The organism is Allocoleopsis franciscana PCC 7113, from assembly GCF_000317515.1.
Lineage (GTDB): Bacteria > Cyanobacteriota > Cyanobacteriia > Cyanobacteriales > Coleofasciculaceae > Allocoleopsis > Allocoleopsis franciscana.
This window is the reverse complement of record NC_019738.1, coordinates 4,174,342-4,192,878: the sequence shown is the minus strand read 5'-3', so window position 1 is coordinate 4,192,878 and position 18,537 is coordinate 4,174,342. Positions and strand designations below refer to the sequence as shown.

The 18,537-nt window shown below is 41.7% G+C and carries 12 protein-coding genes; 8 read left to right on the top strand and 4 right to left on the bottom strand.

Annotated elements, in window-relative coordinates; all coding sequences use genetic code 11:
• Nucleotides 1-340: 340 nt before the first annotated feature.
• Nucleotides 341-892, top strand: a complete 552-nt coding sequence (locus MIC7113_RS17425) for a hypothetical protein (protein ID WP_015183482.1) — start codon at nt 341-343, stop codon at nt 890-892.
• 9 nt (nt 893-901) lie between these two features.
• Here MIC7113_RS17425 and MIC7113_RS17420 read toward each other — a convergent pair whose 3' ends face one another.
• The 4 genes from MIC7113_RS17420 to MIC7113_RS17405 form a co-directional block, all read right to left on the bottom strand.
• The gene (locus MIC7113_RS17420; RefSeq protein ID WP_015183481.1) at nt 902-2,491 is read right to left on the bottom strand and encodes a glycosyltransferase family 39 protein; all 1,590 of its coding nucleotides are present in this window, start codon (nt 2,489-2,491) and stop codon (nt 902-904) included.
• Between the two features lie 71 nt (nt 2,492-2,562).
• Nucleotides 2,563-4,188, bottom strand: a complete 1,626-nt coding sequence (locus tag MIC7113_RS17415) for a glycosyltransferase family 39 protein (RefSeq protein WP_015183480.1) — start codon at nt 4,186-4,188, stop codon at nt 2,563-2,565.
• Between the two features lie 288 nt (nt 4,189-4,476).
• Entirely contained in the window at nt 4,477-5,316 is an 840-nt protein-coding gene (locus MIC7113_RS17410; protein ID WP_015183479.1) for a metallophosphoesterase, read from the bottom strand.
• 104 nt (nt 5,317-5,420) lie between these two features.
• Nucleotides 5,421-6,557 (bottom strand): acyltransferase, encoded by a 1,137-nt coding sequence (locus tag MIC7113_RS17405; protein ID WP_051055715.1) that lies wholly within the window; start codon nt 6,555-6,557, stop codon nt 5,421-5,423.
• A 385-nt stretch (nt 6,558-6,942) separates the two neighbouring features.
• Between MIC7113_RS17405 and MIC7113_RS17400 the strand changes: the two genes are divergently transcribed.
• The 7 genes from MIC7113_RS17400 to MIC7113_RS17370 all read left to right on the top strand — a co-directional run bounded on the left by MIC7113_RS17400 (nt 6,943) and on the right by MIC7113_RS17370 (nt 18,473).
• Nucleotides 6,943-8,340 carry an O-antigen ligase family protein gene (locus MIC7113_RS17400; RefSeq protein WP_015183477.1) on the top strand — a complete coding sequence of 466 codons (1,398 nt, stop codon included), beginning with the start codon at nt 6,943-6,945 and terminating at the stop codon, nt 8,338-8,340.
• A 102-nt stretch (nt 8,341-8,442) separates the two neighbouring features.
• The gene (locus MIC7113_RS17395; protein WP_015183476.1) at nt 8,443-9,774 is read left to right on the top strand and encodes a flippase; all 1,332 of its coding nucleotides are present in this window, start codon (nt 8,443-8,445) and stop codon (nt 9,772-9,774) included.
• A gap of 53 nt (nt 9,775-9,827) precedes the next feature.
• The gene (locus tag MIC7113_RS17390; protein WP_015183475.1) at nt 9,828-11,189 is read left to right on the top strand and encodes a glycosyltransferase family 61 protein; all 1,362 of its coding nucleotides are present in this window, start codon (nt 9,828-9,830) and stop codon (nt 11,187-11,189) included.
• A gap of 134 nt (nt 11,190-11,323) precedes the next feature.
• Nucleotides 11,324-12,235, top strand: a complete 912-nt coding sequence (locus MIC7113_RS17385) for a hypothetical protein (RefSeq protein ID WP_015183474.1) — start codon at nt 11,324-11,326, stop codon at nt 12,233-12,235.
• Between the two features lie 149 nt (nt 12,236-12,384).
• Entirely contained in the window at nt 12,385-13,290 is a 906-nt protein-coding gene (locus MIC7113_RS17380; RefSeq protein WP_015183473.1) for a phytanoyl-CoA dioxygenase family protein, read from the top strand.
• 32 nt (nt 13,291-13,322) lie between these two features.
• A complete protein-coding gene (locus MIC7113_RS17375; RefSeq protein WP_015183472.1) occupies nt 13,323-14,564 on the top strand; it encodes a glycosyltransferase family 4 protein in 1,242 nt (413 codons plus the stop codon).
• A 219-nt stretch (nt 14,565-14,783) separates the two neighbouring features.
• On the top strand, nt 14,784-18,473 hold the full coding sequence (locus MIC7113_RS17370; protein ID WP_015183471.1) for an ATP-binding protein: 3,690 nt from the start codon (nt 14,784-14,786) through the stop codon (nt 18,471-18,473).
• The last annotated feature ends 64 nt before the right edge of the window (nt 18,474-18,537 follow it).

Sequence of the window (18,537 nt, the reverse complement as noted above, 5' to 3'; positions counted from 1 at the left end):
AGGATGTTAGGTCGGTTTACCCTGCTTCCATAACCCTTTTTTGATAATAATTGGTAAAATTTAAGGTTGTTTTAGCAATTCATCCGCTCTGCTCTCATCCATAATCTCCCCACGGCAATCTTTCCTGTACCCAAGCGGTATGCCATAAAATGGAGTTACAAAGTTAACGAGCAACAAACAATCCTGAATCTGAGTTTGTTTGATAGGGTAATTAAAAACAGATGGTAAACTGAATTTTTCTGCTAGTGTATCCTCAAGAACTTATACCAATTGAGTTTGTCGGTCGTGCTTTCGGTCTGGGTGCCTCCCTGCTCAGAGAAGTTAAGCAATACAAGTTGAGATGGAGAGCGATAACAAACAGCGTTGCCAGACAGCTCTTTACGAAGAGGAGGTGCTTGCCCGCCGGATAGGTTTCGCCGACTCTCAAGGCTATAGTGGCATGGATCAGTTTCAAGACTCACAGGCATTGGCAGTCCTCAAGCAGTTGCACGATAAGCAACTGCTAATCATCAATAGTCGGCGTCGGAATGGCTTAATTCTCTATAAGCGCTATCACGCCGAATTTGCTGGCCCCGGATCGGCAGTCGGTGGGCTATTCGATTTGGATTGCCAGCGAGTACTGCTAGTGGGTAATTTTTCGTTGGTTTATCCAGAAACGGCTGATGAGCGGCAACGGGCTTATGCGCTTCGACGACAGTGGATTCGACTCACTCGACAAATTACCGACAATCCCGTGCCTGCACAACGCGCTCAGATGATTCTCAATCAGTTTGAGCAATACTTTGATTCGGAGACTCTTGCGAAGTTGCCGGATGAAGCCTTTGCTCGCTTAGTAGGCGTTTTGCCCCATACCATTCGCAATGTGCGGAATATTGCGGATCGGGAATTCTGAAGGTGAAATCTATTTAACTATTTTTTTGAGTTGCCAAAGCTGGAGATCACTGGGTTCGATTGGCTCCACTTTGCTGTTGTAGTCTCTTTCGAGTCCAGATTTTAAGGCAGGAGAAGGGTTGAAAACAAAAATATCGCTGAACCCCTGAGGAATGTTGGGTATATTCGGTTCTGATACTAATTGAAGCTGCACTTTGGGATTGAGGAGATAGCTCATCGATAAAAGTTCACCAAAATTAGCGTGATAGTAACTGGTAATCAGTAAAGGACGATTGGCTTGATTAATAATCGTCGCGGCTTGGACATGAGTATCGCTAGGTTTTTTGTTCCACCATACCTGAGACTGGGAATAGACGACACAGGATATAATGCCCGCCGAAATTAGCAGCAGCATCACAGATTGCCAGAGTTTTCGTTGTAGCGAATTAGCCGAGACAATTTTCTGACTCAGAAGATAAGTGACGGTTAGCAGAATTCCTAAAAAACCAGGGACAAGATATCGAGGAACACTGGATCTCAGCCCACCTGAAATCAGATCGGGAATTAGTAAGGCTAGGAACGGAACCCCAATCATGGTTGAAATAAATAGGTAGATCTTTGGAGGAGTTTGACGATACAGAAAATAGAACGAATAGATGACTAAAACTAAAAGAATTAAGACGGGAGGAATGAGGTAAATTGCCGGAGCACTGGCGTCAAGGTTGATATCAAAGAAAACTCTGCTAATGTTGCCAATCCAACTTTTAACTAAACGGGATAGAGGGACTTTAGTGCCAGACCAAGCTGTTGATGCCTGGGCTTTTGTTAAACTATTAAATGTTAATGCCAGCCAAGGAGTGAAGGCTAAAACTCCTGCGAATGAAGCTAGAAGATAAGAGGTAATCGTCTTGTTCCACCGTAAGCCTGTGACTATGACCACATAGATCCCATGTCCAATGGCGGTGAGTAGAATTAAGGGAAGACTATAAAGCCCCAATGCCAAAGTTATGGCATAAATTAGCCAACTTCCTATTGTGTTCAATCGCATGGCTCTTAGAAGGGAGGCACTCGATAGGAGGATAGTTACCATCAATAGGCTATACCCTCGTGCTTCCTGAGCAAAGACGAGGTACACGGGTGAGATTGAACTGAGTGCGATCGCAACCCATCCCACTAGGGACGATTCAAATAATTCAATACATAGCCAATAGATACATGGAAATACGAGCAAGCTAATCAGGGCAGATACACTCCTTATAACTGCCACAGAATTACCAAACCAATGCATCCAAAGTCGCGCCAATAGATAGTAGACGGGCGGATGTTGAGGGTCTTCTATAATCAAAGTGCGAAGGGTATCGTTTAAGCTTATTTCAGGTGTTGGATACTGATACTTCAGTAAATCTTGAACACTAACGATGCCCCCATTAAAAATGCGTTGTCGCACATCTTCTCCAATGTAACCAGCCAAATGTAATGAGGTAATTGTTTCATCATGCCAGTAAACTTTAAGACCCAGATTGGTGAAGCGGAAAAATATAGCCAGTACTAACAAGACAATGATTAAAACTCGTAATCCAGTCGGAGGAAGCGCCCAGTGTGGTGTTAATCTGATTTTCATGGTTTACTTGGTAGTGCAAAATCTGACTCTGAGCGATATATTCTAATATTTCTAATGCCAAGACAAAGGCTTTACGGCTTTATTAATTTCCATAACCTGGTTTCTGGGTTTCCATCAATCGGCTCTATTTTAGTTTGATAATCTATCTCAATTCCTGATTGCAAAACATGAGAGGGAGCCATAAAAAATATATTGCTAAACTTTGGGGGAATTTTAGTTGTCGTATTTTTAGGAATAAACTTAAATTTTACTTCTGGATTTAACAGATAACTTAAAGAAATTAGATTAAAAACATTATAACGAGGTGGGGCAGAGTCAATTTCTTGAATAACCAACGGATTACTGGTTTGGTTGATGATTTGAGCGAGTTGTCGATTATGGGTATCCGTGAGATTGTTCCACCAAGTTTGGGATTGGGAAATAATCACACAGGAGATCACACCACTCGTGAGTAGTGCAAGCAGAATCAGCTTCCAGAATTGATGGAATCTGTTGGAGAGAAGAGTGGGGTTAATTTTCGATCCCAACAAATAAGAAACCGATAGCTGAATTCCTAGGTAAGAAGGAATCATATATCTCCCTGTAACCGAGGTACGCCTGCCTAAAATCAAATCCGGTATGATGATAACTAATGAAGTAAAGCCAATTAATAGGAAGATAAATAACCAAGCTCTCTTGGGAGAATCACGAGCTAGGAAGTAAAGAGAATAGATAACTAAGGCCGTGATAACTAAGATACTCAGGCTGGGTAATACTAAATGGTACCAGGGTACTGCAAAAGGCGAACCGGAAGAAAAGCCCGTATCGATAAAATTACGACTGAGATTACCTAACCAACTTTTCAGAAAATATAATAAGGAGGTTTTGGTGTCTTGAGCCGCCGTCATGGTTAAGGCTTGCTTGTAGTTGGTTAGAATCACGACAATCCAAGGAGAAAAAGCGATGATTCCTACGATCGAACTGAGTAAATAACCTTTTAATGCTTTATTCCAACGGTAGTTATTAATAAAGAAGACATAGATAGCCTGGGCAATGGCAACTAAGACGAAAAATAAGTGAGAATAAACACCCACTGCTACTGTTACTGCGTAAAGTCCCCAACTGCGCCAAGTATTGATGCGTATGGCTCGTAAAAGTGAAGCACTAGACAATAAAATCGCCACAGTCCACAAACTATATTGTCGTGCTTCTTGGGCGTATACCAATTGAAAGGGGGAAATGACAAGCAAGGCACACGCTAACCATCCGACTAGCGACGATTCAAATAATTCTAAACACAGCCAATAGATGCAAGGTAAAGCCAGCACACTCAGGAAGGCAGAAAAACTTCGGATTGCCGCGACTGAATCGCCAAACATTTGCGCCCAAAAACGCACCAATATGAAATAGAGGGGGGCTAGTTGGGGTTCTTCGGTGGCTAAGCCTTTAACAGTATCAACGATGCTTTTTTCTGAGTTAATACGTTGATATTGGTGTAAGTTTTGAAGGCTCAAGATTTGACTTTCTAGAAGTTGCTGTGCGACTTCTGCTTCTGTGTATCCAGAAATTCGTAGTGAGGTATACGTTTCATCCATCCAGTAGATTTTTCGGTCAAGATTAACAAACCGAAAAAATAGACCCAAGACTAAGATGATGATGATTAAAAACCGTAACCAACTTGGAGGGAGCACCCAGTTCTGGAGCAATTTACTTCTCATGGATGAAACCTGAGTTTGATAGCCAAAGCCACATCTTGCACTCAGGAAAGGGAATTTTCAATGTCCCAGGGAGTGAAAAAGGTTGGCTTACGATAGCACCTTGCGCTGCTGCACGCAGATGGCGTAATCATCTGACGGATGACTTGAGCGCGTTAGCATCACGCTCAGAAGTACTATAACGAAACTCAGAGTTTTGCGATAGCTAAAGCCTTGTGGGATTTGCTAGTGTCCAAGCACTACTTTGGAGGGGAATTGCCCCTGTGGTTATTGATTGGGGAGGATGAGGCGTCAGTTCCTCACCTCTCTCACCAGAGTAATGACTGTCACCTCTGGCGGACAAAATAGGCGTCCTGGCGCGTAACTGCCCAAACCCCGATTGATATAGAGCTGATTGTTCCCAACTTGATGCAGTCCTTCAGCCCATTCCCAATGCTTGACGACCCTGGTACAGGCTCTCATGAACGGAATCCAGCGCTGCATCGGTTTGGGAATATGGGGCTGGAGCTTGTTCAGCAAGATGGGGCCAGGGCCAAATCCTGGAATCACAACCTGACCCCCATGAGTATGACCCGACAACTGCAAATCCACTCGCCATTGCTGCAATAACTCAGCCGTGTCAGGATTATGAGACAAAACGATGCGGGGCGTCTTGGGGTCAAGCTCATTCATGATGGGTGCGGGATTGAACTCACGCGACCAGAGATCGGCAAATCCCACAAAGGGTAATTCTGACCCTAAAGGATAGGCGACCTCATTCCACAACACTCGCACTCCAATACTCGTGAGTGCGTTTGTCACTTGGACTTTTGAACGACGATGGTGAAGGTCATGGTTACCGAGTACGGCATAGATACCTGCGCGACTTTGTAGGTGCTTTAGCCGCTGCACCAGTTGGTCGATTGGGTTCGGGTCATCCGTTACGTAGTCGCCGGTTAACAAGATTAAATCGGCTTCAGCTTGGTTACAGGCTTCAATGGCTTGAGCCAGTAAGTTTTCCGATAGCCGCACGCCATCGTAGTGTAAATCCGAAAGCTGTACGAGTTTTGTGCCTTTCAATGACGCCGGTAAATCGGCGATCGCAATTTCCACTGTTTCCACCCTTAAAGGGCCTGAAAATACCCAGTTCATATCGCTGACTTTCCCTTCCCTCAGAAACGCGCTTCCAGCATCGTATCGCTTTATCCTTAATACAACCCTTTGGTTCAATTTCAGGAATTTTTCAATGTATGGGGTTACAACCCAAATACATATCGGCTGTACTTTTTGGGCAAAAATTTACAACCTAAATAAATCAAGCCGTAACATATCCCCAAATCGAGTACTAAAATAACCAAAAAAGAAGCTAAGCTTCCCGTTCCTAATAAGTTAAATACTCTAAAAAATAATTTCCAAAGAATAGGTTGATGAATGAGATAAATAGCGAAAGAATATTCAGAGATTTTTTTTACAATCTGAGTGACTCCAGATGGCAAAAAATTCGTGCTATGGAAGGATATAATCAGAAGAAAAAAAGCGACAGAATAAAGTTGCGAAGATATCCGCCAATAGGAAATAGCCGTTTCAAGCTTTGCACCTGTTATCTCTGTTTGAGGATTAATGGTATTCACTAGATTTAAACCATCAATGATGTAAAATTCAATGATGCTTAGCACGAGAAAAACTAAATTCATTAAAACTAAAGGAAATTTTAGCTTTTGAATAATCCTTTTAATTTTTTCATAATTATTGCCTAAACATAAACCCAAGACAAAATAAAAAGACCAAGCCGCTATGAATCGATACATTAAATCAATTACAGGGAAGTAGTGAACTTGGAATAGATAATAATATAAATAACTTGTTATTATAATCTGAATACCCAGGGAAATCATCAACAATTTGGTGTAATTCCAAACTTTTAACTTGGATAGAAGCCACCACAAAACATAAAATTGGATAATCAAAACCACAAAGTAATAGGAACCTACAACAGAGCCTGTCAATAAATCTTTTAGTAATAAAAATAGATTGAAATTTCTTTCACCCAAAACAACATCTAAAAAATAAAAAAATGAAGACCAAAAAAGATAAGGAGGAATGATTCGGAGGAGTCTCTTTTTTAAAATTAAAGTTGGATTTTGTTGATTTTCAATCTTATAGGTTAAGAAAAAACCGCTAATTATTAGAAATACTGGAACACAAAATCGTTGAGCTAAATGAATGCTGACAAATAGATAATACACAAAAACCCCCTGATGGGCATATAAGTCCAGGGGGGCTGTAATATGAATAATGACGACTCCTATTATCGCTAGACTTCTAAGTAAATCAAATTCTGGTAATCTAGTCTGTATTGTTTGATTTGTACGACTCATTTTCTCTGCACCCATAGGGTTCATCAGATTGTGGACACTAACTGAGTTGGATATAAGGATAAACAAGCTGTTTTCCGGGAACAGAGTATATCATGCTGAGTAAGTCCGGTATAGCGCGAGAGGAACTTATGGCTCAATGTCGAAGGATACTGCTGCTTCTGTTACCAATGAGGACATGAGAATTGACTCACCTGAATGCCCCCCTATTGAACAGATAAGAGGCATTTCTTGGGCAATCTTGTCCAGTTTCCTAGGGTTTTATCCTCAAGCCTAAAATCGGGGTATATGGTCTTCTAGTCGCCGAAAGAACCCAATTACTTGATGAACTAGTCAATGCTTTTTTTCTCAATCTTAAATCGTAACGTTTTAGTTAAACTGTGAAGCAAATTAGACAATAGTTATGAAAGAAATTATTTTAAGCAGCCCCATAATTCTTTTTTTTCTCGTAGGAATTGCCATCGTTTATTTCTTGATAATTTTTAATTATACAGGCAGAAATAAAAAACTGACCGAGGCTATAGAAATGTTGTTTTTTGGGATGTTGCTGATCAGTATAGCGGGGTCAACGGGAGCCACACTTAGCCCGTTTGATAAATTACATCCTAGAGCTTTGATGCTGATAACAACCACAATCCCCACTATAGCGGCTCAAATTGGATTCTATAGCATTATTTTTTGTATTATAGTTTCCCGGCTGCGTTATACGCTAAGAAATTACATTAGGGTCTTAGCCGACATTTTTGTTAAAGCTCCTTTTTTCAGTTTATTTTTGCTATTAGCGGCGCTATCTGTATTTTGGTCAAATGATATAAGCCTCACGCTAAAAACGGTTTTAGTCTTATTAGAGGTTACAATTTTTGCTATTTATTTCGGCAAACAGTATTCTTGGACAGAAATTTATCGATTTTGGCGGTGGGTCAACATCATTCTAGCCATCATTTGTATTTTTTATGCGGTTAAAGAGAATCAAAGCGATTGGCATGGAGTTTTAGGCCACAAAAACCAATTCTCTTTTTTCATGGCTCAAACAGCCGTTTTGTGGTTAATGCACGCTTTTTATGCTCCTAAGCAACGTCGCCGATCTCTTGCATTCGTTGTTATATCATTTATTGGATTGATTAACGGAAACAGTGGAGCCAGCAAAGTTTTAACGGTAGTGTTATTAAGTTTGTGGGGATACTTTGGTTTTGTCAAAAGGCTAAAAGTTCAATGGGCTTTTGTTTCGGTCATTCTGTTTATGATAGTCAGTATTTGCGTGAGCATTATTGTTACAGAAAATTTAAAATTTATTGTCGTAGATACCCTGAATAAAGATATGACATTAACAGGAAGAACCGATTTTTGGCCGATTATCGTAGATAAAATCAACCAACGTCCTATTTTAGGCTACGGATTATCGGGTTTCTGGCAGCCGTGGCGAGGAGCTGGAGACCCAGGGGGTGATATTATTGTGGCAAAAACACAGTTTCAACCAGCGCATTCTCACAATGGATTTTTAGATCTTGGGCTTGAGTTGGGTTGGTTAGGCGTGGCTCTGTTTGTTTGCTCATTTTTTAATAATATAGCCAAATCAGTTGTTTATTTAGGTAAAGCTCGTTTACCAGAAGCGGGCTTGCCGCTTTTACTGTTAACGTATACTTTGATGACAAATTTGACCGAAACAGGTTTGGTAGGAATTACCAGCATTTGGTTTTGGTATGTGGTAACGACTGTTCGATTAACCTTGGATACTTCAGGAAAAGGGGATAGTGCAACTAAGCGAACTGTGTACCCTGAGATCTTACCGTTAACGAGCTGAATAAAGTTTATAGAAATCGACGGCAAAGGATTTTTACCGATTTCGTTAATCCCTAGAATATTCAGTTTTTAAATACTATTTAATCAGGATTGGAAACGTTTGATGCTAAACAAGCTCTCTGCTGTTAGGCAAAAGCTCACCCCTAATCTGCGTAAGATTATTGGGAATACGGCTTGGCTATTTACAGAAAAGATTGTGCAGATGCTTCTGGGTCTGCTGGTTGGACTTTGGCTCGCTCGTTATCTTGGCCCAGAGAGATTTGGTCGCTTCAATTACGCCATCGCCATCGTTGGGCTATTTGTTCCGTTTGCCAAATTAGGGTTAGACAATATTGTCATTCGTAACCTAGCACGCGATATATCTCATAAAAATGAGACTCTTGGCACAGCTTTTATCCTCAAATTTATTGCCAGCATCGTAACGTTTTTTGTTACCTTTGGAGTCGTTTTTTTCTCGACCTCTAGTGGTAGCCCTAACTATCAAGAAACTCTTTGGTTGGTAAGCATTGTTGCAACTGGAGCTATTGTTCAATCATTTGACATTATTGATTACTGGTTTCAATCACAAGTTCAGTCAAAATATTCAGTTTGGGCGAGAAATGCCGCTTATGTACTCATTAATGCGGTCAAAATTGTATTAATTCAGATGAAAGCGCCACTCGTCGCCTTTGCTACCGCGATAGTTGTAGAGTATATTTTGAGCGCCATCGGGATGCTCATTGCTTATCGATTAACGGGGAATCTGATTAAGGCATGGCACGTTAGTTTTAGGTATGCTAAATCATTACTCAAAGATAGCTGGCCCCTTATTCTCTCCGGAATCGTGATTATGATTTATATGCGGATTGACCAAGTCATGCTGGGTCAGATGGTAGGGGATGAATCCGTTGGTATTTATTCGGCAGCTGTCAAAATATCAGAGTTATGGTACTTCGTTCCCGGTGCGATCGTGAACTCAGTGTTTCCCATTATTGTACAATCCAAAGAAATCAGTGAGGCGGTTTATTACAAGCGGCTACAACAACTTTTTACGATGGTGTCAGCCTTAGCTTATGTCGTTGCAATTCCGGTTACGTTTTTATCGACCCAAATTGTTACGCTGCTTTATGGCAACAATTATGTAGAGGCAGGGGCAATTTTAAACATACATATTTGGGCTGGCTTGTTTGTGTCTTTAGGGGTGGCTAGAGAAACCTGGATCACCACAGAGGGGTTAATGAAGTTTTCCGCTGCAACAGCCGCCGCCGGTGCTGTTGTGAATATCGTGCTAAACTATTTTTTCATCCCCTATTACGGAGGATTAGGAGCCGCGATCGCAACCGTCATTAGCCAACTCGTTTCGGCTTACGCTGTTGGTGCATTTTATCCCCCAACTCGCAAGATATTTCTTCACCAAACCAAAGCTATTCTACTGCTTGGGCTGTTTGGGATGTAATCAGTGAGACTCAATCCAAACCTCTTTTTACAGGGTGGTGAATTTGGGCACAATTGCTAAATAGATTTATTGCGCCAATTATTTTAGCTATTCAATATATAGTAGGTTCTCTTCCTAGTGTTTGTTCTAGGCTGTTGAGCTTATTAGAGAGCTTACTTGAGAAAAAATTAAAAGCTTTTATTAGACCTTACTGGATTTTAGGGAACGAAGTCATTCGCTGCTCTAAAAATCTTTTAATTAAACCGATTCAAAAAATACTTTTTAGCTCCGAAATTATTGGTCCACCTAAAGGTTTTTACGAATCAACGAAAAAGTGGATCATTGCTAACCAAACCGCTCCAAATTATCTTCAATGTAGTTATATAGAAATTTATCCCATTCAGTTAATCAATCGCTCAATTCCAAAAACGCTGGATGAAACTATCCATTGGAAGTTTAAAATTGAATATCGGCGAGCGCTACCGGCTTCATTCGTTGTTGTCGTACCCAGAGGACGAGTCTGGGTTAACAAGGGAAGAAACGTGGATTACAGTGCTGTTATTACAGGAGATGATCGGATTTTGTCCGACGTATCTCTAGACTTTAAACGATTACCCAAAAATCACTCTATTTTCGGGGAGTGGAAGTTACCCCCTGTACATCATATTGAAGGAACAGCCGCTGTCCTCACTTCAGCCAAAGCTCATATTTATTTTCACTGGTTAACCGATTTATTGCCCAGAATTGAACTATTGCGTCAAGGAGGAATTTCTTTCAAGACTATAGATAAATTTATTGTGAATAGTTACAATTACCCCTTTCAACAAGAAACCTTAAAAACTTTAGGAATTCCAGATCATAAAATCATTGAAAGTTGTAAGTATCCACATATAAAAGCCGAGCGCTTATTGGTTCCTTCATTGCCAGCCTTATCAGGAAACCCTCCGCGTTGGGTTTGTGATTTCTTAAGGAGAGAGTTTTTACCCAATTCTGCTTCTAATACCCAACGCTATAAAGATGTAGAGCGGCTTTATATCAGTCGTTCTGATGCTCAATATCGTAAAGTTATTAACGAAGCTGAAGTTACAGCTTTTTTAGCACAATGGGGATTCAAAAGCATAGCCCTAGAGTCAATGACGATCACTGAAAAAGCGGCACTTTTTTCTTCGGTCAAGGTTGTAATCGCGCCTCATGGTTCAGGCATTACAAATATGGTATTCTGCCAGCCAGGAACGAAGTTAATCGAGATTTTTTCCCCCAATTATGTCAATGTTGGTTATTGGGCCATGCTAAACCAAATCAATCTAGATTATTACTACTTGATTGGGGAAGGACGAAAACCACCAGAAGGGATTGACCCACACTTGGCTGGAGACAATATCTTGGTAAAATTAGATTCGTTGTTAAAAATCCTAAAATTGGCGGGTATAGCTTAAAAGAATTGCAGAAAGTTAATATATATGTAGGGGGTTTTAACTTCAGAAAAATATTGACTGAAAATCTCAACTGTTATTCTTATATCCAAGCTAATTGTCCCAATTAATAAAAATCTATAAAGCCTTATTCGTAGATGAAAACCCCAGTTGTCTTGATTATTTTCAATCGTCCCCATCATACAGAAAAAGTATTTGAGGTCATTCGCAAAGCTCAACCTTCCCAACTTTTAGTTATTGCCGATGGCCCTCGTCCTAACCGACCTGAGGATAAAGAAAAGTGCGCTTCAGCTCGTGCAATTATTGATCGGGTAGACTGGGAATGCCAAGTTCTCAAAAATTACTCTGATACTAATTTAGGTTGCGATCCCCGGATTATAGATGGGTTAAATTGGGTGTTTGACACCGTTGAAGAAGCCATTATCCTAGAAGATGATTGCATCCCTCATCCTACCTTTTTTACCTATTGTGAAGAATTGCTAGACCGTTATCGCCACGATCCAAGGGTCATGAATATATCGGGACAAAATGTCCTATTTGGACGCAAAAGAACAGATTACAATTACTATTTTTCTCGTTTTACCCTTTGCTGGGGATGGGCAACTTGGAGACGTTCATGGCAGTACTTCGATGTTGACCTTAAACTCTGGCCTGAAGTGCGAGACAAAAAATTTATGAAAGATATATTAGAAGACCCTTATGCTGTAAAAGTTTGGGAAAGAACGGCTCAGATGTTATATGATGGACGTTTAACAGGATGGGATTTTAAATGGATGTTTTCCTGTTGGCTTCAAAATGGATTATGTATTATTTCTGATAGAAATTTGGTAACTAATATTGGGTATGGTGCAGAAGCAACCCACATCCATGATGAAAAAGATCCATATATTAAAATGGCAATAGAAGCAATGGATTTTCCTTTAAAACATCCACCCTTTATCTTTCGAGACTTAGAGGCTGATAGATTTACCCAAAGAACGTTATTTGATTACGATCCAAACATCTTCAAGAAAGCTCAAAATAAAATAAAGAAGATATTCAAGCTCTAAATTCACTATCAGGTTAGAGAAAAATAAGCTAAAACTGAAATTAATATTTATTCTTCCTTAAGATAGACGTGATAACAGCAGGATAATGCTTAAATGCTCAAAGCTATCAGTTTGTTGATCAATCATTAAAAAATCTCCAGGGTGACCTTATGAGCCAGCCGAAAGAGTATTATGATGAAAATGGATATTACATCTTTCAAAAGCTTATTCCAGAAAGTCTTATTGATCAGCTTTTAGACATATATAAATCACAAGTTCTGAACTCGAACAGCTATTTTTTTAGACAATCCAGCAATCGCTGGGAAAGAAACCAAGTCAATGAGTTCGGATATTGCGAAGAATCTTTTTTGAATGTTCACGATTACCCAAACCATCCAGAGTTTGATGAAACCATTAAACAAATTTTTTGCTCCCCACAAGTTAGAGATGCACTGACTCAACTCACCAATAGTCAAGAGCATAACTTGATGCAGTCCATGTTGTTCGATCTGAACGCCGCTACACCGGCTCATCAGGACTGGTATTATTTAGACTCTATGCCGAGCGGTCATCTGCTAGCTGGATGGTTCGCCTTAGAAGACATCCACGAAGAAGCAGGCAGATTCTACGTTTTGCCCAAATCGCATCGAGTTGAACTCGACTTAACGGCTGATGAAAAAGCTTCAAATAGCCCTTACATGAAAAAATTGAAGGAGTATGTAGAGCTTCATCAAAACGAAATTTATGCTCCTGCCTTGAAAAAAGGAGATGTACTATTTTGGAATTCTGGAACAGTTCATGGTTCTTTCCCAACCTTAAATCCCCAATATTCCCGAAAATCCTTAACCGCTCATTATCTCCCCAGCCAGTACCCCAGCGGTAGTCGCTATGCCGAAAAGCCGAGTATTATCGACTATGAGGTGTATCAAGGAATGCAGTATCGATTAGTTCCTTCGCACCAGAAATACTATTCACCAACCGCAAAATTGAGAACGGATGTGTGGCAGTATGTATGGAATCGACCCAAATTAGCGCGAGTGGCTCAAGCGGTTAAAAAAACAATAGGCAGAGCTTAAAACTAGGCGTGAGGAGTCAGTCATATTTCTAGATGAAAGTCTTACATCTGAGTGAATCTGATGGTGGAGGGGCAGGACGGGCAACGTTACGGTTGCACCAGGGTTTACAGCGTTTGGGTGTAGAATCTCAAATTCTAGTGCAATTAAAATATAGTGATAATCTAGCTGTATTTTCCCCCCAAACGACTCTGGAAAAGGCAAGCGCTAAGTTAAAACTACCTGAACGTTTAGATGCTTTACCCTTAAAATTTTATCGTCAGCGCAACGCGGCAGATTTTTCCCTGCAATGGCTTCCAGAAAGCATTATTTCAAAAGTAGCCAAACTCTCTCCAGATGTGGTTAACTTACATTGGGTTTGTCATGGCTACTTATCGATTGAATCCATCGCCAAATTTAAAAAACCTATTGTGTGGACACTGCATGATATGTGGGCGTTTACAGGTGGGTGTCACTACTCTCAAGAGTGCGATCGCTATATCAATTCCTGTGGGGCTTGTCCTCAACTAAATAGTGGTAAAAGTCATGATATTTCCCGCTGGGTATGGCAGCGAAAATTGAAAGCTTGGCAGAATTTAAACTTAACAATTGTTACTCCGAGTACCTGGCTAGCCAAGTGCGCGAGTTCGAGTTCTCTGTTTCAAGATGTTCGCGTTGAAGTTATTCCGAATGGGCTAGATACTCAACAATACAAACCCATCCCGCAACAGGTAGCACGAGAACTCCTGAATTTGCCTCAAGATAAACAACTGATATTATTTGGGGCAATGTATCCCAATAGCGATCGCCGCAAGGGATTTCACTGGCTTCAGCAAGCCTTACAAAGTATCAAAAAATCCGAAGGGCATGACTTAATAGAAGTAGTAATTTTCGGTGCTGCTCCACCCAAAGAACCGATTGAGTTAGAATTACCTTCTCATTATTTAGGTAAACTGAACGATGATATTGCCTTAGCGGTTGTCTATTCTGCCGCTGATGTCTTTGTGGCTCCTTCTACTCAAGATAACTTGCCCAATACAGTAATGGAAGCACTTGCTTGCGGTACCCCTTGCGTTGCTTTCAATATTGGCGGAATGCCAGATATGATCGAACATCAACACAATGGCTATCTCGCTCAAGCCTTTGATAGTGAAGATTTGGCTAGAGGCATGATTTGGGTATTAGAGAATCAAGACACAAACCACCTTCGGCATCGCGCCCGCCAAAAAGCTGAACAAGAATTTACTCTAGACCTTCAAGCCCGTCGCTACGAGTCTCTTTATCTTGAAAGAAACTAATAATTGAGGCAGCATGGCAAAAGCAGCTTGAGGGATTATTTATTCTTAATAAAGAAATTTAAAGTTAAAATCAAGGATAAAAACTTAATCTAGCCATAGCCCTAAGAGCTAGCGTCAGCTCGTCCCATCCCTTGAATGGGTGGGCTTTCGTATTAGTTGTAAATTGTAGTTGTAAGTTGTTTTTCCTACGGACACTGCTTCAACCAGCTCAATCCCGTTATGTCTGACTCCACTCACTCCGAAGCCCCTAGGCCATCCTCAAACAACCCACAGATAGAACAACTCCGATTAGAAATCACCCATTTGAGTCAGGAACTCGCAAAAGTTCAGCAAGAAAAAGCTGACTTGGAAATCATGCTGGAAACCATAGCAGACCATGGTGATGTGATAGAGGAAAAACTACAAAAGGAGGCAGAAGCCGCAAAGCAAGAAAGCAGAGAACGCTTTCGCCTGATTGCCGAAGCGACCCCGATTACTATCCTGATTTCGCGTTTATCGGATGGTGAAGTTCTTTACGCCAATGCGGCGGCTACTTCTATGTTTAGTCTGCCGATGCAGGAACTATTAGGCCGCTCAGTACTCGATTTTTATTCTGACCCCAATGACCGCAAAAAATTGTTAGATATTTATGCTAAAAATGGCTCTTTACGGAACTATGAAATCCGGTTAAAAAAGCAGGATGAGACCGTATTTTGGGGGGCAATCTCACTTCAACCGTTTTCTCTTTATGGAGAGGAAGTTCTGCTCACTGCCATTCTCGATGTTACTAAACGCAAACAATCAGAGGTTGATCGCATCCGTTTTACCCAAGCGTTAAAAGAAAAACATGGTCAGCTCAAGCGATTGAGTGAACTCAAAGATGAATTTCTGATTAACACTTCTAATGAACTGTGTACTCCTCTCAATCAGATGGTTCATTTAGTCCAGTCGCTTTTAGAAAAAGAAGCGGGAGAATTTTCTCAGACGCAACAACAAAAGTTATCCACGATTGCCCAAAGTGGACATCAACTCTTCAACTTAGTCAACAACATTCGGGACTTCTCCAAGCTGCGACAGGGAGACATGGAGCTCCATTGGCAAGCTGTGAATGTGCGATCGCTAACGGAGAAAGTATTACAGTCGAGCCAAACCTTAGTCAGCCACAAAGACTTGCAGCTCGTCAATTCTATCCCCGTTGATTTACCTAACATTAATGCAGATGAGCAGCGCTTGCAACAAATTTTGCAAAGTTTGGTGGCTCAAGCGATTAACTTAACAGAACACGGTTGTGTGGAAATTTCAGCCGTGGTGGACGAGTTCCAACAGCAGGGTACAGAGAACTTAGAGCAATTGGTGATTACCGTTGCTGATACGGGTGCTGGGATTTCAGAAGACAAATTAGAAGATATTTTGGAGCTATTTAACCAAGCTGATTATTTAGCCATTCAGCAGTCTGAAACCAACGATTTACAGTTAAGCCTCACCAAAGCCTTGGTGGAATTGCACGGCGGGAAAATTTGGGTGGAGTCGGAAGTCGGTTTTGGCACTCGCTTTATTTTCACACTGCCTTTTCATGGCACCGTTACGGATACGGGGCGTCAGGCAGCCATTGCCCCAACCTCGTCCCATCTTCAACCCAGTGAACGAGCGGCAATCAAGTCTATAATGTCTGCCACAAAGACTCCTATCCTAATCGCCACCGACTCTCCACCAGGGATTTCCGGTCAAACAACGGTTGCCACCCTTCCCCAAACCGCACCTACTCCCAAGCGAACCCAGAGAAAATTGCTGCGGACATTGGGTAAAGTTCCGCTACGCGTCATTCTGATTGTTCCCTTTGTCGTGCAAGTGGTTGGTGCCGTTGGGTTGGTGGGTTATCTCTCCTTTAAAAATGGGCAGAAAGTGGTGAATGACCTCGCCAATCAGTTGCGAAGTGAAGTCTCCGCCCGCGTTCACGACCGCATCCAAACCTATGTCGAAGTCCCTCAACAGGTGAATCAATTTAATGCACATGCGATTCAACTGGGATTGTTGGACTTTCAGAACGTGCGAAAGGCTGAACTTTATTTTTGGCGACAAGTCCAGACTTATGAGTCCATTGGAAATGCGGGCTTTGCCAACGAACAAGGTCAGTTTCTGCGTGTCGGTTGGATCAATCGTTTATCGACGACTGAGCAGCCTCAAATTGCCGAACAACTCACTCCGGGTGGTGGAACTCTCCGCTACTACAACATCGACCCAGAGGGGAATCGCCTCAACGTGGCTAAGACCGTTCTGAACTATGATACGCGAACTCGCCCTTACTACACAGCCGCCGTCAAGCAAGGAAAACCGACTTGGAGTGAGGTTTACATTAATACAGGCTATGACCTGCTGCAAATAAAGGCAAGTCGCCCATTTTATGACCGCAAGGGCGAACTTTTAGGGGTTTTGGCTTGTGAGTTAGGGATTGACCAAATTGGCAAGTTTTTGCAGACTCTAAAAATTGGTCGATCTGGGGAAGTCTTTATTATGGAACCGTCTGGAGAGTTAGTCGCCAGTTCGATTAGTGCTCAACCCTTATTAGTGGGAAGATCCAAAAATGCCAAACGCCTCCGCGCCTTGGAGAGCAACGATCTACTCATGCGTTCGAGCGCGGCTTTTTTACGCGATCGCTTTGGTCATCTTAAAAACATTCAGAAAAACTATCAACTCGAATTTAAGCTGAACAATCAGCGACAATTCCTCCAAGTGTCTTCCTTTAGGGACGGATACGGTTTGGACTGGCTGATTGTGGTGGTTGTGCCAGAATCCGACTTCATGCAGCAAATCCACGCCAACAACCGGATCACGTTCTTTCTGTGCATCGTTACTTTAATGGCCGCGATTTTGATTGGCATTCTCACTGTTCGCTGGGTGACAGAACCCCTAATCCGGCTCAACTTTGCCGCCAAAGATATCGCTAAAGGAGAATGGGATAAAGCCGTTGAACTTGACCGTTCTGATGAAGTCGGACAACTAGCTCAGTCATTCAATGATATGGCAGGGCAACTCAAAGAATCCTTTGAAATATTAGAAAATCACAAGAATGCCTTTGCCCGTTTTTTCCCCCTGGAATATCTTAAATTTCTGCAAAAACAATATGTAACCCATGTCCATTTAGGCGACCACGTCAGCAAAGAAATGGCTGTGATGTTCTCCGATATCCGCTCCTTCACCACCCTATCTGAGAGCATGACGCCCCAAGATACCTTCAGTTTTGTCAACGCCTATCTACAGCGGGTTGGCCCAGCAATTCGCAATCACAACGGTATCATTGTTAAATATTTAGGGGATGGATTGATGGCCATTTTCCCGAATGGTGCCGATGATGCCGTAAGAGCTGGAATCGCCAAACTCAAAAGAATTCGGGACTATAATCAACATCGGCAAGCCAGAGGTTATCAACTGATTCAAGCGGGTATTGGCATTCACCTTGGTTATATATTGGTGGGCATGGTGGGAGAAGAAAACCGGATGCAGGGCGATGCGCTTTCCGATAGTGTCAATTTGACAGCGCGTTTAGAAGGCTTGACAAAGTTTTATGGGGTGTCCATGTTAATTTCCGAGCAAGTTTTGGAGAGGCTGAATGACCCCAGTCAATATGAAATTCGATTTCTTGATCGCGCCATTGTTAAAGGCAAAACGGAATCCATTTCTATCTATGAAGTGATGGATGGTGAGCCTGAAGAGGTGAAAGCATTAAAATTTCAGACTCAATCCGATTTTGAACAGGGATTGGAATATTACCGCCGTCGAGAATTTGCAGAGGCTAAACGTTACTTTGAACAGGTTTTGGCTGTCAATCTTTCGGATAAGACAGCACAGCTTTATTTAGAGCGAGTTCACCAGTTGATGGAAGAGGGTGTACCCGAAAACTGGGATGGAGTATGGACATTCGATCAGAAATAAGTGAGCCATTTAAACTACATAAAAACTAAACTCTTGCCATTACCCATTACCCATTACCCATCAC